This is a genomic window from Bradyrhizobium sp. USDA 3650, assembly GCF_054057395.1.
Window position 1 is genome coordinate 7270042 of record NZ_JBSRZG010000001.1, and the last position, 15952, is coordinate 7285993.

General features: G+C 60.7%; 13 protein-coding genes and 1 pseudogene. 7 read left to right on the forward strand and 7 right to left on the reverse strand.

What is annotated here, in order from left to right:
• Positions 1-15 precede the first annotated feature (15 nt).
• Complete coding sequence (locus ACVIN2_RS34220; RefSeq protein WP_456768986.1) at positions 16-2310, reverse strand: FdhF/YdeP family oxidoreductase; 2295 nt, start codon at positions 2308-2310, stop codon at positions 16-18.
• A 308-nt stretch (positions 2311-2618) separates the two neighbouring features.
• On the opposite strand from ACVIN2_RS34220, the gene fdhD reads away from it, so the two are divergent.
• From fdhD to ACVIN2_RS34245, 5 genes are all read left to right on the forward strand, one after another.
• Positions 2619-3473, forward strand: a complete 855-nt coding sequence (gene fdhD, locus ACVIN2_RS34225) for a formate dehydrogenase accessory sulfurtransferase FdhD (RefSeq protein WP_456768987.1) — start codon at positions 2619-2621, stop codon at positions 3471-3473.
• 164 nt (positions 3474-3637) lie between these two features.
• Positions 3638-4000, forward strand: a complete 363-nt coding sequence (locus ACVIN2_RS34230) for a hypothetical protein (protein WP_456768988.1) — start codon at positions 3638-3640, stop codon at positions 3998-4000.
• A 378-nt stretch (positions 4001-4378) separates the two neighbouring features.
• Positions 4379-5146: a gluconate 2-dehydrogenase subunit 3 family protein gene (locus ACVIN2_RS34235; protein ID WP_456768989.1), complete on the forward strand. Its 768-nt coding sequence runs from the start codon at positions 4379-4381 to the stop codon at positions 5144-5146.
• Between the two features lie 12 nt (positions 5147-5158).
• The gene (locus ACVIN2_RS34240) at positions 5159-6925 is read left to right on the forward strand and encodes a GMC family oxidoreductase (RefSeq protein ID WP_456768990.1); all 1767 of its coding nucleotides are present in this window, start codon (positions 5159-5161) and stop codon (positions 6923-6925) included.
• Between the two features lie 13 nt (positions 6926-6938).
• The gene (locus tag ACVIN2_RS34245) at positions 6939-8186 is read left to right on the forward strand and encodes a c-type cytochrome (RefSeq protein ID WP_456768991.1); all 1248 of its coding nucleotides are present in this window, start codon (positions 6939-6941) and stop codon (positions 8184-8186) included.
• Between the two features lie 382 nt (positions 8187-8568).
• On the opposite strand, the gene ACVIN2_RS34250 is transcribed toward ACVIN2_RS34245, so the two are convergent.
• The 6 genes and pseudogenes from ACVIN2_RS34250 to ACVIN2_RS34275 form a co-directional block, all read right to left on the reverse strand.
• Complete coding sequence (locus ACVIN2_RS34250) at positions 8569-8913, reverse strand: hypothetical protein (protein ID WP_456768992.1); 345 nt, start codon at positions 8911-8913, stop codon at positions 8569-8571.
• A 190-nt stretch (positions 8914-9103) separates the two neighbouring features.
• Positions 9104-9682: pseudogene (locus ACVIN2_RS34255) on the reverse strand (hypothetical protein); the annotation flags it as partial.
• Complete coding sequence (locus ACVIN2_RS34260) at positions 9679-10710, reverse strand: AI-2E family transporter (RefSeq protein ID WP_456768993.1); 1032 nt, start codon at positions 10708-10710, stop codon at positions 9679-9681. The pseudogene ACVIN2_RS34255 and the gene ACVIN2_RS34260, both read right to left, overlap by 4 nt.
• Positions 10711-10775: 65 nt before the next feature.
• Positions 10776-11135 carry a BA14K family protein gene (locus tag ACVIN2_RS34265; RefSeq protein ID WP_456768994.1) on the reverse strand — a complete coding sequence of 120 codons (360 nt, stop codon included), beginning with the start codon at positions 11133-11135 and terminating at the stop codon, positions 10776-10778.
• Positions 11136-12175: 1040 nt separating this feature from the next.
• Complete coding sequence (locus tag ACVIN2_RS34270; RefSeq protein WP_456769853.1) at positions 12176-12658, reverse strand: MarR family winged helix-turn-helix transcriptional regulator; 483 nt, start codon at positions 12656-12658, stop codon at positions 12176-12178.
• Positions 12659-12771: 113 nt separating this feature from the next.
• Positions 12772-13182 (reverse strand): hypothetical protein, encoded by a 411-nt coding sequence (locus ACVIN2_RS34275; RefSeq protein WP_456768995.1) that lies wholly within the window; start codon positions 13180-13182, stop codon positions 12772-12774.
• A gap of 455 nt (positions 13183-13637) precedes the next feature.
• On the opposite strand from ACVIN2_RS34275, the gene ACVIN2_RS34280 reads away from it, so the two are divergent.
• Positions 13638-14969 (forward strand): substrate-binding protein, encoded by a 1332-nt coding sequence (locus ACVIN2_RS34280; protein ID WP_456768996.1) that lies wholly within the window; start codon positions 13638-13640, stop codon positions 14967-14969.
• A gap of 99 nt (positions 14970-15068) precedes the next feature.
• Complete coding sequence (locus tag ACVIN2_RS34285) at positions 15069-15944, forward strand: branched-chain amino acid ABC transporter permease (RefSeq protein ID WP_456768997.1); 876 nt, start codon at positions 15069-15071, stop codon at positions 15942-15944.
• Positions 15945-15952: the final 8 nt, after the last annotated feature.

Consider the following 15952-nt stretch of genomic DNA (forward strand, 5'->3'; position numbering starts at 1 on the left):
TTGCTCCTTTGTCGCTCAGCTACGAATGCGGACCGGCACTGATTTGGCAGCCGGCGTCTTGGACTTGACGTCGTGGTGCGACAGCGGGATCAGTGGATTCATTTCCGGATAGTAGGCACCGACGCATCCGTCGGGCAGCCCGAACGGCGTCACCTTCAGCGGTCCGACCTCGCGGTGAATGCCGTCCCCGGCATCGCTGACGAGCGACACCATCTGGCCTTCCTTCAGACCGGCGCGCGCGATTTCCTCGGGACTTATCAGCAGCACGTCCCTCGTTCCCTCGATGCCGCGTAGACGATCGCTGTAGCCGTAGATGGTCGTGTTGAACTGGTCGTTGCTGCGCATTGTGAGGAGCCGGTAACGTCCGGGTGCATCGTCGAAGCCGGTCGAGCTCAGAGTATCCGGCACGGTGAACTCGGCCTTTCCGCTTTCGGTCTTCCAGATCCGCTCTCGGGCGGAATTGCCCCGATAGAAGCCACCTGGAGTGAACATCCGCGCATTGAAATCGTAGAACTCGTCAGGGTAAGTCTCCGCGATCTGATCGCGGATCAGCCCGTAGTCGGCGACCCATTCGTCCCATTTCAGTTTCGGGTTGGGCGACAGGGTCGCCTTTGCGAGGCCCGCAACGATGGCCACCTCCGATCTGAGGTGCTCGCTCGCCGGCTTGCGGAGTCCTATCGAACCCTGGATGCAGCTGAATGTGTCTTCCATGCTGACGGCCTGCGGGCCGCTTGCCTGGACGTCGTGTTCGGTGCGCCCGAGACAGGGCAGCAGATAAGCTGTCTTGCCCTGGATGAGATGACTTCGATTGAGCTTGGTGGCGATCTGCACCGTGAGTTCGAGCCCGCGCCACGCCTCTTCCATCTTGGCGCGCTCGGGGATCGCGCGCACGAAGTTGCCTCCAAGTCCGAAGAAGGCTTTGACCTTGCCTGAAAGTACGCCTTCGCAGGTCTCGACCGTATTCATCCCCTTCTCGCGCGGCGGCTCGAATCCGAACTGCTTTGCAAGCTTGTCCAGCGGGACGAGTTCGGGCTTTTCCGAGATGCCGACCGTCCGCTGGCCCTGAACGTTGGAATGCCCTCGCACCGGGGAGATGCCGGTGCCGTCGCGGCCAATATTGCCCTTGAGAAGGAGCATGTTGAGGAGCATGCCGACGTTTTGGAATCCGTGAACGTGCTGCGTGAGGCCCATGCCGTAGATGCCGATGACGCGGCCCGCATCGACATAGACTTGGGCAGCGCCTTCAATCGTCGCCCTGCCGAGGCCTGATGCAGCCTCGATGTCCTCCCACGAAGTTGCTCGGACTTCGGCTTCGAAGGCATCGAAGCCAGTCGTGTGCTGCTCGATGAAATCCGCATCGATCACGCGCTTGCCTGTTTGCTTAGCCTCGTCGTCAGCGGCGAAGACATGTTTGCAGATGCCGACGATGACGGCGATGTCGCCGCCGACTTTCACCTGATGATACTGGCTACTGATCTGGGTGGCCTTGCCAGTCAGCATCTCCATCGGGTTCTGCGGATTAACGAAGGTCTCAAGTCCCTTCTCGCGGACCGGATTGAAGGTAATGATCTGCACGCCGCGTTTTGCGGCGTCTTGCAAGGGATGCAGAAAGCGCGGGCTGTTCGAGCCGGTGTTCTGTCCGAAGAAGAACATCGCGTCACAATTGGCGAGGTCGTCAAACACCACAGTCCCGACGCCTGCACCGATCAATTTCTTTAAGGCAACGGAGGTCGTTTCGTGGCACATGTTCGAGCTATCAGGCAGATTATTGTTGCCGTACACGCGCGCAAAGAGGGCGTATAAATAAGAGGTTTCCAGGCTGGCGCGGCCTGAGGAATAGAAGATGACGGATTTCGGATCGAGCGTTTTCAGCTGCGAGCCGATCGCCGCGAACGCTTCCTCCCAACTGCATGGTACGTAACGGTCAGTCACGTTGTCATAACGAAGCGGCTCCGTCAGGCGACCCTGCTGTTCGAGATCGTAGTCCCTCCAGGAGCGGAGTTCGGTCAACGTGTGCTGGGCGAAGAAATCCGGCGTGCACCGGCGCGAGGTCAACTCCCAGAGAGTAGCCTTGGCGCCGTTCTCGCAGAATTCGAAGGTGTGATAGTCGGCTGGCTTCGCCCATGAGCAGGAGACGCACATGAAGCCCTTCGGCTTGTTCTGCCGGCGCAGCGTCTCAAGCGCCGCAGGCGAGTCCCACTCCTTGCCGAAGATGTGCGCGATACCCTTGAGTGAGCCCCAGCCGCCTGCCGGGCCGTCATATTCAACGGTTTCGTGTGTTTCGTGCTCGCCATTGCTTGCTTGCGCCATGTTGCGCTTCCGGAACTGCCAGCCCTCGGGATCCCCAACGTACATTGATGCTCACGGTTCCTGAGGAGATCACGGTACAGCAGCCTGATCCGGCCGACGTGGCGGGCGGAAAAAGCTGCAACAACAATGGCATCTAACATCTGCAGCAAATGGGTGCAGCGCACGCAAGCAATTGTGCACGCTGCCGTACAAAGGATTCGGCGTCGGAGCTCAATCCGGCGGCCATGGTGAAAATCGTACCGAGCCGTTCGGGGAACGTGCCTCAGTCGCGGAGGTTTGCTCAAGTCGCAAACATCCAGGAGCAGCAGATGCAAGACCGTTGCGCACTCGGCAAACCGGATCTGGTCTGGCGAGGGGCGGAGCCCATCCCGTCCTCGCGCATTGTGGCAGAGGAACGGCGGGTTGCGCTCACCTACAACGGCTCGACCTACGCGGTCATGATGGCTTCGCCCGTCGACCTCCACGACTTCGGCGTCGGTTTCAGCCTGAACGAAGGCGCCGTGGAGCACAGCGGCGAGATCAGCAGCATCGAGGTGATCGAGCTGGAGCAGGGCTGCGAGGTCCGGATGTGGCTCGATAGGGCGAGCGCCGATCTCATTTCCAAGAGGCGGCGGGCGATGGTCGGTCCGGTCGGCTGTGGCCTTTGCGGCATCGAAAGTTTGGAGCAGGCCTGTCGCCCTTTGCGCCGTGTTGTCAGTGAGGCCCGATTTCCCGCCTTGGACCTTTTGAACGCGATGCGAGCGCTGCGGCCGCTCCAGCGCCACAACGAGACGACGCGGGCGATGCATGCGGCGGCGTTTTGGGACGACCAAGGTATCCGGCTGGTGAGGGAGGATGTCGGGCGGCATAACGCGCTGGACAAATTGGCCGGTGCTATCGCCCGCTCGGGTCTACATACTGCAGCAGGAGCCGTGCTCCTCACCAGCCGAGTTTCGGTTGAATTGGTACAGAAGACCGCGAGAATGGGAGTGCCGCTCCTGGTGGCCGTCTCGGCGCCGACCTCGCTCGCAATCGAAACAGCCGAACAAGCCGGTATCACGCTAGTGGCTGTCGCGCGTGACGACGGCTACGAGATATTCAGCCATGCGGATCGTCTGATCTTCGGAGTAGAACTTCACTCCGCTACACCTCGCCAGCATGGTCCTGCAGGGTTGCCGCGCTAAGTTCTGCGACACGCGCGCAAAGTGATGCGACGAGTGGGCATTCGTAGCTGAGGGTCCGTTCGCTTTCGTACCGACTGCAAGGGAGCGCGAGTTCTTTCAACCGGAACGCTTGTGGCTGGCGTCAGTATTATCCTGATCCAGCGTTCCACACGAAAGGACAGACGATGAAGACCACACTTCTGGCAGCCCTCTTGCTCGCAGCGACTGCTTCGAGCCCAGCTCTTGCTCAAACCGGATCCAATTCTCCGAAGGCGCCGCAGTCTGCCGACACTTCTAGGCAGAACTCCGCTGTGCAAAAAATTCAAGATGATCTGAAGAATGCCGGCTTCAGCGACGTAAAGGTCGTCGCCGAATCCTTCGTCGTGCAGGCCAAGAGCAAGGACGGCGATCCGGTGGTAATGACGATCGGTCCCCATGGAATGTCCCTGTTTGAAGCCGTGAATGTGAATCCTTCCGGTTCGAATTCAGGCAGCTCCTCTCAAGGCACGACTGGCTCCAACTCGTCGCGGCAGGGCACCTCCAAATAGAGGCACGGACCGGAGTGCTCGTTCCGATGGGACACGATATGAAGCCATTGGCGTGGCGAACTGCCAAGAAGGCCAGACGGAAGAGCCGGCGTCGCGGCAGTGATGAACAAGTCGTGCCGCTTCTAGAAAGGCTGAAGCAACTGTCGGATCGAGCCAAGCGGGCTGCTGTTGAGCTCCCACCCGGAAAAGAGCGGGAAAGCTGTCTCCTAAAAGAAGTTCAAGCAGAGAACGTCCTCGAGCTTGTTCGTTTGCTGCAGCGGTAACCGCGACCTTGTCAGATGGCGCGGGACCGTACCAGCTTTCCAAGACCGCGCCCTGCCGGGCGAACCCGCGATTATTGTAAGTTGTTGTTGCCTTCACAAGCAGAAGGGGCCGGCGATGGCGAAGACCGAACGATCCGCGACTCCTGGCGTCAGCCGCCGCGAGCTACTCACTGCCGGAATTGTCGCCGGATCCTCCCTGGCGATTTCTTCCGGCAGCGCGGCGGCTGACACGATCTCGCAGCAGGTCCCCTGGGGGCCGGGCGAAGCCAACAAGCCGGGGGCGGTTTTCAAGGGCGGCTACGAGTTTTTCGCCCCGGACGAAGTTGCCTGGGTGGATGCAGTTGTTTCCCGATTGATACCCAAGGACGAGCTAGGGCCCGGCGCGCGCGAGCTTGGCGTCACGGTCTTTATCGACCGGCAGCTTGCAGGAGCGTACGGGCGAGCCGAGCGCTGGTATATGGGGGGTCCGTGGGCAAAGGGCACGGAAACTCAGGGTTATCAATCACGGATGGCGCCAGCCCAATTGTATCGAGCGGCAATCAAAGCAGTCGATGGCTATTGTCGAACCGAGTTCGGTGGAAAAGCTTTCGTGGACCTCGGCGCGGAGCAGCAGGACAAAGTGCTCGGAGACCTTGAGGAGGGAAAAGCAAAGCTCGAGCAGGTCGACGGGAAGGCATTCTTCAAGCAGCTCCTCCTCAATACCCAGGAAGGATTCTTCGCAGATCCCTTGTACGGCGGAAACAGGGATATGGGAGCCTGGAAGATGATCGGCTTTCCGGGCGCACGATACGATTACCGTGACTTTGTCAGTAAGCACGGCCAGCGCTACCCATTACCGCCTGTGTCACTCTATGGCCGTCCCGATTGGACTCCGAAAGGATAGGGAGACCTCAAGATGGCTACCAAGCTCCCTCCCGTGGATGCGCTCCTCGTAGGGTTCGGCTGGACCGGTGCGCTGCTCGGTCAGGAACTGAGTGATGCCGGGCTGAACGTCTTGGCACTCGAGCGCGGTGGCTGGCGGGATACGACGACCGACTTCGCCACCACGTTCATTCAAGACGAGCTTCGCTATTACTATCGCCATACACTCTTCCAAGAGCCCGCGCGTGAGACGCTGAGCTTCCGAAACTCGACGAGCGAGACAGCTCTACCAATGCGCCAACTCGGCTCCTTTCTCCCAGGGACGGGCGTCGGCGGGGCCGGAATTCATTGGAATGGACAGAACTGGCGTTTCCTGCCGAGCGATTTCCTCGCCCGGAGCCACAACACGGATCGCTATGGCGCGGCAGCAATACCACAGGACATGACTGTCCAAGATTGGGGCGTCACGTACGGCGACCTGGAACCCTACTACGACAAGTGGGAGTACCTCTGCGGCATCTCGGGCAAGGCAGGGAATATCAAAGGTCAGATCCAGTCCGGCGGAAACCCGTTCGAAGGCCCACGCGCCAGAGACTATCCGAACCCGCCTATGGAGATGACTTACGGCCCGACACTCTTCGCGCAGGCCGCGAATGACATCGGGCTAAAGCCTTTCCCGGCTCCCTCCGCCAACATGTCTCGCGCTTATACCAATCCACTCGGGGTGCAACTCGGCCCATGCACCTATTGCGGGTTCTGCGAGAAGTTCGGCTGCGGGAATTACTCCAAGGCAAGCCCGCAAACCACGATTCTGCCGGTTCTGCTTCGCAAGAAGAACTTTGCGCTCAAGACGGAGTGCGAGGTCATCAAGATCAACCTCGACAGCGACAGGAAACGGGCGGTCAGCGTCACATATGTCGATACCCAAGGTGAAGAGTACGAGCAGCCAGCTGATTTGATCGTTCTCAGCGCGTTCGTTCTGCACAACGTACATCTGCTGCTGCTATCGGGGATCGGCACACCCTACGACCCGAGCACTGGAGCAGGTACGCTCGGGAAGAACTACGCCTACCAGATCGTGTCCAGTGTCGACGTATTCTACGACGACAAGATACTGAACCCGTTCATCGGCGCCGGCGCGCTGGGAATGGTGGTCGACGAATTCAACGGAGACAACTTCGATCATTCCAATCTCGGGTTCTTAGGAGGCGGCTATATCGCCTGCTGGAACACGAACGGGCGGCCGATCGAGACCCACTTGGTGCCTGATGGGACGCCGAAATGGGGCGCCAAATGGAAGAGGGCCGTCGTCAACGACTATCTCAGGTCGATGTCCGTCGCCACGCACGGCGCCGTCATGAGCCACCGAGGAAATCATCTCGATCTGGACCCGACCTACCGCGATTTCCTCGGCAGGCCGTTAATGCGGATGACCTTCGACTACACCGACAACGAGCACAGAATGTCGGATTTTTTGACCGGCAAGGCAGAGCAGATCGCGCAGGCCATGAAGCCGCGGGAGATCAGGAGCAATCCCCGGAAGGGTCACTACGACATCACGCCCTACCAGACGACGCACAACACTGGCGGCGCGATCATGGGCTTAAACCCGCGGGAGAGCGTTCTCAACCCGTATCTGCAGCATTGGGATGTCTCAAATCTGTTTGTGATGGGGTCGTCCGCTTTCCCCCAGAACCCGGGCTACAATCCGACAGGGACTGTTGCTGCGCTGGCGCTTTGGTCCGCGCAGGCCATCAGAACGCAGTATCTCAAGAATCCCGGCCCGTTGGTTCAGGCGTAAGGAGATCGGGAAGATGTCATCCAGTGCTCTGAGACTCGTATTGCTTGCTTCTTCCTGCGCCTTTGCTTTTTTCGCTTCGCCCGCTCGCTGCGAGCAGTTGTCATTCGGCCAAGTAGAGAGAGGACGCTATCTGGCCGCGGCCGGAGACTGCGAGGCTTGCCACACCGCACCCGGAGGCAAGCCATTTGCCGGCGGCCGCGCGATTCCGACCCCGTTCGGCACGATCTACTCGGCGAACATCACGCCGGACCGAAAGACCGGGATCGGCACTTGGTCCGATGATAAGTTCTATCGGGCGCTACATCAGGGGATTGCTGCGGACGGAAGCTATCTCTACCCCGCGTTCCCATATCCCTGGTACACCAAGGTGACGCGCCAGGATTCAGATGCGCTCCACGCCTTCTTGAGCTCGCTCGAGCCGGCATCAAAGTCCCCTCCGCCGAACGATCTTGTTTGGCCGCTGAATGACCGGTTCGTCATGAAGGGGTGGAACGAGCTGTTCTTCCGGGAAGGAACATTCAAGCCCAACGGCCAAAAGTCGCCCGAATGGAATCGCGGAGCTTATCTGGTCGAGGGCTTGGGACATTGCGGCGCCTGCCACACGCCCAGCAATGTTCTGGGCTCCGCCGAGAAGCAGTCCGCCTTACGCGGCGGCAAGCTGCATGATTGGTACGCGCCGAATTTGACGGCTGACGTTCGGTCGGGATTGGGGCAATGGAGCGTTGACGAGATCGTCACGTTTCTCAAGACAGGTCGGAACGACCGAACCGTCGCTTACGGTCCCATGTCGGAGGTGATCACCTTCTCCACCTCGAAGCTGAACGATGACGACCTCAAGGCTATGGCGACTTACCTCAAGGATATTCCAGCAGCTCCCGAGGACAACAAAGTTGCTGGGCCAGATCCGAAGGTTATGGCCGCCGGAGGGGCGCTCTACGTCGACAATTGTTCGGGATGCCACCAGGCTGATGGCCGGGGCGCGCCGGCTATGTTTCCGCGGCTTCAGGGAAGCAGCGCCGCGCAGGACCGTGACCCGACCACTATCATCAGGTTGATCCTGAATGGTGCGCACGCGGCGACGACTGATGCGCGGCCGACGCAGGTATCGATGCCGGCCTTCGACTGGAAGCTTTCGGACCAGCAGATTGCAGATCTCGCTACTTACGTCAGGAACGCTTGGGGCAATTCAGCAAGTCAAGTAGCCGCATCCCAGGTGGGAGAGTTGCGTCACTCAACTCCCCGGGAGCTCAGTGGCCGATAAGTGTTCTGCATCCCGAGGAGAGAACCAATGAGGTCTAAGAACTGGTTCGGCGCACTGATCTGCGCCGTCACGCTCGTGGCGGCAGGTCCGGCTTACGCTGGGCGAGACAAATCCAAGGAGACGCCGGGAATGGCCGCATACCACGCTACACAAGGCGCCTTCAGGCGTGATCGAAAGATTACCCGGCACATCCTCCACAGCGAGCGGGAAAAGCGGGCGCGTCTTGACCGGCACGCAACTTACGCCCGTTAGGAGGGCAAGGCTCTCGAGCGCTTCGGTCTGCGGTGCCTACGAGCAGCGCACACCATGCTGAAGGCCGCAAGGCACCGCCGGCCACGGCTTGGTTTCGAGGTCCGATAAGACCTGCATCGGCGAGGGCCGGTCACGCCGGACCGATGAAGAAGAAACCGAGCCCGAACAGCATATACACGCCCACCAGAAGCAGGCCCTCGAACCAGGTCGTCTCGCCGTCGCGTGCGATCGCGTTCACGACGAATGCCGTGCTCGCGATTGCAAAAGATATGGCGGATTGCCGAACACGAAGCTCATCGGTCTTTCCATGAACGCCGAGATAAGGACCAAAAGCGGCGCAACCACCAGCACGAGCTGGATGGCCGGATCCAACGCAGATATTCAACGCGGCGGTCATGTTGTTGCGGTGAGCGAACCAGCTCGCCGCGAAGATGTCGGCGCTTGTCCCCGACCAGGGCAAGTACGACCACGCCAAGAAAAGTCGGCGAGATCCTCAGAGCTGTGGCCGTCTGGGTCAGCACGTCAGAGAGGATTTCGGCTTCGATCGCGATGATCGCGGTGCAACCAATTACGATACCGATCGACAATGCCAAACCCCACGCAGGCTTGCCGTCAGCTTCGCCGTCGGCGAAGGCGTCTCGATGAGTGATCAACGTGTAAACGATGTTTCCTGCATAGAGCAGAAGCAAGATCAACGATGCACCTAGGCTCAGTTCCTCATCGGTGAGGCCGATGTTGTGCAAGTGGACCTGCCGACCCGTATAGTCGAACACCGCCGGCAGCAGCAGTGCGATAACCGATAGGATCAGTAGCGTCGATAGCAGCCCGGCCTTGGCGGGGTTAAACGTTTGACGCTGCCGTGAAAGACCGCCGATCAGGATCGCAATGCCCAAGCCAAAAAGGCTCGTGCCGATAATCGAGCCGGTGACCTGGGCCTGAACGACGGCCGTTTCGCCGCTCGCAAGTATGAATAGGGCCAAACGAGTTCCGCGACGCTGCCGAACGTCACCATAATCAGGCCGCCGATGGTAGGTCCTGCGTGCCGCGCGAGCTGCTCCGTCCCGCGGCGGATCCACTCCGCCAGAATAGCGCTCGCCGCGGCGCTGGTCGCAAAACGCAGCACCGGAGGCGCGTCCATGTAGGCGGCGCCGAGGGAGAGCGGGATCAGAGCGAGCAACAGCAGGAGCACCATTGACGGTCCGACATCCCTGTTCATGGTGTCTACCTCCCACAGCAGTGATCACGCCCTTGATGGTGGAGTCGTTTGCGTTCGCTCTGGCACTAGCGTTCGCAGTTTTCTGCTTCGGGCTATTGTCTCCAGCACTGCATAGATCATGACGCTGATCGGAGCCGCGAAAATGACTCCCGCCGCCCCGAAAAAGCTGCTGACAGCCAAGATGCTGAAAAGAATCATGGCTGGTGGAATGGCGATGAGCCGCCGTTGGATCATCGGGAGCAGCACATTCCCCTCGATTTGCTGAATCGCAACGTAGGCCAGCACGGTCCAAAGCAGGGGGGACCATCCTTGCGCTGTCGCGACGAGCAGCGCAGGGACCGCGGCGATGAAAGGCCCTGCGTACGGGATGAATTCGGCAAGCCCCGCGATGATGCCCAGAGCCAGCGGCGACGGCAAGCCGATCAGCCAGACTGCCGCTGTCGTGAGCGCTCCCACCAGCACCATCTGGATGGCCTGACCGATACTCCAGAGCTGGAGTGACTGGATGATGTGCTTGGTTACGGCTTCGAGCGGCTTGGCCCATCTACCAGGAAGCAGCTTGCGGACTTCCCTTCGATATACTCCTGGTTGAGCGGCCATATACGCTCCCATCGCGATCATGACGACCAACGACGCGAAAACGCTACTGCTCACGCTGACGATGTTGCCGGCCCAACTTGTGAGCGAGAGTTGGCTGGCGTCCATGTGCTGCAGGAGCGAGGGGCCCCACGCGGATTTCTGTAAGGCGTCTGCGATTGTTTTGGCTGCGATATCCGCGCGCTTCAGCACGTCTTCCATCTCGCTCGACAGCGTGGTGCCGAACAAATACGCGATCGCGCCGAGGGAACCGAACAGAAGAAGCATCGTAAGGCCAACTGAGCCCGCTCTCGGGACTCGGCACCACTGCAGGGGCTGGCATAGAAGGTCAAGGACGACCGACAAGAGGATAGCGCCGATCGCAACCAGCAGCACCGAGCGGAGATACCACAAAAGGAAAGGTACGGTCGCGATCGTGACCGCGATCGCGACGCGTTTCGTGAACTCGCCTATCTCCATTCAGCTAAGTCCCTCGACAAGCCGGCCAGCCGGTTTGAGAACGGAACGCCCGGCCGCAGTGGCAATCAGGGGCACGGATGCCGCGCGCTGTCATAACCGAGGTAGGTCCCGGATGCATACGATTTGTAGCGTTGCGCGCAGTAGGCGCTGCTGTCGGCTCTCGCCTCGCTGTTCGCAATTGCGCTCCCGATGAGAGCTCCGGCGGCGAGACCTCCAATCGCGGCAGCACCAGGCCCGTAGTGGCGATGCCAGTGCGGACGATCCCAGCCATGATGCCAATGCCGGTACTGCACCTGCTCAACGGATGCCAACGTTGGCGCGATCGACGCAGGCGTCATCGGTGCTGCGAGCAATGCGGAGCTAGAGCCAAGAGAAATCGCGACAGCGGTAGTGAGGACGGAAAAGGACTTCGCAAGCTCATGCATGTCTCCTTCGTTGAGGTTGAGTACGAGTGCAACGGCATCTCGTCAGGTTGCGTTCCGATGAGCCTTTTGGAGGGCAAGCGTCAGAGGGTCGCAGTTGCGCTGTCGACAGGTCTGGCAGGAGTCTCAGCCGACAATATCTGGTGCGCTACCGTACAAAAGGGGAGCACGCGCCAGCCTAGTCGCCGAGGCCCATAAGGACGAACGCTGAGGATTCGCGAACCTCGGCAAAAAGCCCAGTAAAGCCTACGAGAAGAAACTTCGAGATCACCTCGATTAACATTTGGGCCTGTGCTTGCTTCTGAGAAAGGTGCGGAGCACGGGTCCGGTGGTCCGCTCAGCGCTGATGTTGCGGTCGACCGGAGACAACAACCTGAATGGAAGTAGATCGCAGAATGGCCGGCCCGTTCACGACCGCGTCTGCGTCTTCTAGGCTGCCCGATGTATGATCACTCGGCGCCCTTGCGCCGGGATCGCTTGACAACGGCCCTTCAGTTGGGCCCAGGGGCCATTTGCGATAGGAAAGTCTGCCGTGAGACTTGCGATTGAGGCGGCTGCACTTGGTGGCGTTGACTGCCAGAGACAACCCGGTCCTAATGCCAACGAATTTAGTGCTCTCCCCCGACACCACTACCGCTTTCGACATGGGCAGGCACTGCCTACTGGCGTTCGGCTTCCATCCGGAGGGTTATCACCATTGCACTCCAGACCCTTCCGACACTCCTATCATGCCGTGTTCGCAACCTACCGGCCTGCATACCGTCCGCAGTATCCGTGGCGTTGGTATGACTGCTATCATCCAGCCTACTATGGGTTGCCGTACTACTATCCTTATTACCCACCGCGAACTCCCATCTCCATCCCCGTTCGAGTTCGGCCTCGGCACTGTGTTCTGAAAGCGCTTTGACCTGTTGACCATCCAGCAGGCGTGCAGGGCCTGACCGGCGCGGACACTTCGACTTCGGCTGAGCTGTCCGCTGGCCGCCTCTAGTGGCCAGCCCCACTCTGTTTTTCCGTATCGAAAAGGGCGGTCCCACGAGTGTTCAAGTGTGGCTGGACTTCCGGAACGAGCTCAGCAGACGACTGAGCGCCGGGCTTGCGGCGCGGCGGAGCTCCTCGAGGTTCTTGCGCGAGAGCGCCTGGAGCTTCTGCTCACCCTTTTTCGTCAGCTTGAGATGAACGCGTCTGGCGTCTTCAGGGTCGGCAATGCGGCTGACCAGCTCAAGCTTCGAGAGGCGATTGATCAGTTCCACAGCGGAGTGATGCCGGATCAGCAGAAATCGCGCGACATCACCGACTGTAGCGGGACCCGGCCGCACAAAGCCCTTGATCCCAAGCAGCGCCTGATGCTGCGTCGGCGTCAATCCCTGCTGTGCTGCGGCTGCCTCGCTGAACGCCAGAAAGCTTCGGATCTGAAAGCGGAACTGCGCCAGCCCAGCATAGTCGGAGTCGCGCATCGTGCGGCGGCGTGAAGCCCGCTCAGCTACCGCCGCCGTCGACCGTTGCGCCTTCTTCGCCTGAACCATGCCGTGCCCCTCCCTCCTTGCCACTCGGCAACACCGGCAGCGCAGCCAAAAGTAGCAAGCAGCAGCGCCGGGACCAACCAGCAGGAATTCCGGATGCACAGCTATCCGTCGCTCTATTCGAAGCTGGACAGCAGGATCTTCACCAGGATGACCTGGAGGGCGATCGGAATGCGGACGCTCTTCCGCCGGATCGAGCGCTGCAGCGCGCCGGCGATCTCGGCGCCGGTCAGGTTGCCTGCCGAGGCATTGGCGATCAGCTCGCTCCACATCTGCGACAGCGAACCGCCGGGCGGGATTACCGGCTTGATGGTCACGCCGCAGGCCTGCGCCCAGTCCACGATTTCCCGCATCGTATGCGGCCCGCAATTGCGCGCGGTCGAGAGGCGCTCGGCCGTGAGCGCCCGCAGCAATTCGCGCGACGGCGACCAATTCCCCTTCGGCGGTCGCTCGCCGTTGAGCTCGACTGCAAGCTCCTTCAGGACGTTCTGGGCACGCACGCTCAGCCGCTTCATCGGCCCGGGCACATGCTTCCCCTGAACAGAGCCGACTGCCGGTCCCCGCCCACCGGTCGGTCGATTTCGAAGCTCGGGCATGCGCGAGGCGTCGCCGGACTGCGGTGTGGCCCGCTGCCCGTTCACCTCTTCCACCGACCGCGCGGGGTCCGGCCGCTCCGCACCTTGCGGCCATGACCGTCGCTTCCGGGTACCCGCCACTCTCGTTCGCCGCGCCATTTCTCTCGCCGAACCCGCCAGTCTCGTACTCACAAAGGCTAATATATATCGTGATCCGATATGTTTTCACGAGATAATTTTCGGCGTTCGACCAAAGACGAAATTGACAGAAGGCGTTCACAAGCAATGCTTACGCCCAAGAGCTACACGCGGATGTGACGTGCCCGGCGCGGGCAGGCCCTGGAGACCGGCTGCCGCCGGACAGGTCGTGCCTTCCCTGCAAACAAGAACGATGTTCGGAGGAAACGATGACTGACAATCTCATCCGCCGCGGCCTCTCGCGCCGTGGCTTGCTTCAGACCACCGCGGGCCTCATCGGCGGCTCGATGCTGCCCGCGATGCCGGCGTTTGCCGAGGAGCCGGCGATCGGCACCTATCCCGCGGGCGTGTCGGGTTCCACCGCCTTCATCGGCATCTCCGTGCCGCGCACCGGCACCTATGCCGTACAAGGTGAAGACGAGCTCAAGGGCTACCAGCTCGCGATCGAGCACATCAATGAAGGCCACGAGCTGATCAAGAAGATCTCGCCCAAGACCAGCAAGGGCGTGCTCGGCAAGGAGCTGAAGTTCGGCGTCGCCGATTCCGCGGCCAAGCCGAACGAGGCGGTGCAGGCGCAGCAGCGCTTCATCAGCGAGAACAAGGCGATCATGATCACCGGCGGCACGTCGAGCGCCGTTGCGGTGGCGCTGAACAAACTCGCCCAGCGCGAACACGTCATTTTCGTGTGCGGCATTTCCGGCTCGAACGATACTACCGGAAAGGATTGCGTCCGCTACGGCTTTCGCCAGAACTTCTACGGCCAGACTGCGGCTGCAGCGATAGGCCCGGTGATGGTACGTGAGTTCGGCAAGGGCAAGAAGGCGGCGTATCTCACGCCTGATTACACCTACGGCCACACCGTCACCAAATCCATGCAGGATTTCCTCGCAACAGCGGGCTGGACGACGACCACCAACCAGGTGGCGCCCCTCGGCGCACCCGACTACTCCTCCTATTTGCTGAACGTCGCGAATTCAGGCGCCGACGTGCTCATCAACGTCAACTGGGGGCACGACGCCGTGCTGTCGACACAACAGGCCAAGCAGTTCGGCGTGCTCGACAAGATGAAGCTGGTCGTCCCCTACCAGGTGCCTTTTATCGCGCGCGAGACCGGCGGCCTGATGCAGGGCGTCTACGCCGCCACCGATTATTGGTGGACCATCGAAGACAAATTCCCGCTCGCCAAGATGTTCAACGAAGCCTTCGAGAAGAAGTACGGCTACAAGCCCGAATGGGGCGCCGAGAACGCCTATGTCAGCTTCGCCCATTGGGCGCACATGTGCGAGCAGGCCGGCAGCTTCAATCCGCCCGACGTGATCAAGGCCTACGAGAAAGGCGAGACGATCCCCTCCCTGGTGGGCGACGTGCATTACCGTCCCGAGGACCATCAGTGCGTTCGCCCGGTGATCATCGTCAAGGGCAAGCAGCAGAAGGACATGAAGAACAAGGAAGACTGGTACGACGTCGTCGAGATCGTCCCGGGCGACGGCCTGATGCAGAAGCCGGACGCCTTCGGCTGCCATCTCGGCGACTACAGCTGATGCCGAACTAACCCCTGTGGCGCCGTAGGCCTTACTCAGGACCTGCGGCGTCACCTTTTTTGGACGCGCACGATCGCGCGCCGCAACAGCGATTGTCGCATGATAAGTTGGCCCAACCTCGTTTCACAGCTTTTCAACGGGCTCGCGCTCGGGGCCTTGCTCGCGCTGATCAGCTCCGGCCTGACCATCATCTACGGCACGCTCGGCGTGCTGAACCTCGCGCACGGCGCGATGTTCATGATCGGCGGCTATGCCGGCTTTGTCGCCTACCAGTACACGGAGTCGTTCATCCTCGCCGTGATCGCGGGCTCCCTGTTCGTGATGCTGCTCGGCGTTCTCATCGAACGCGTCATCATCCGCCATTTCTATCATCGGCCCCACGAGGATCAGCTGCTGGTAACCTTCGGGCTCGGCATCTGTTTCGTCGAGCTCGTGCGCCTGATCTTCTCGAGCCAGTCGCAGCTGGTGCCGCCGCCGGCGCTATTCCAGGGCATCACCAATCTGGGGTTCATGTTCTATCCGACCTATCGCCTCGCCGTGGTCGGGATCGTCGCTGTCGCGCTCGGCGCGTTGTTCATCGTCCTCTACCGGACCCGGCTGGGCATGATTGTGCGCGCCGGCATCGAGGATTCGGTGATGGTCGATTCGCTCGGCATCAACGTCTACCGCGTCTTCATGATCGTGTTCGGCATCGGCGCAATGGCAGCCGGCTTTGCCGGCATCGTCAACGCGCCGGTGGTGTCGCTGACACCGGGCATCGGTGACGACATCCTGGTCCAGACCTTCGTGGTGGTGGTGATCGGCGGCGTCGGTTCGTTCCCGGGCGCAATTCTCGGCGGCCTGATCGCCGGCGAGATCATCAGCGTCACCTCCATGTTCAACCCCGGCTATGCCTATGTGATGCTGTTTGCAGCGATGACGCTCGTACTCGTGGTACGACCGCATGGCCTGCTCGGCGTCCAGGGCCGCGAGTAAGCGATCTC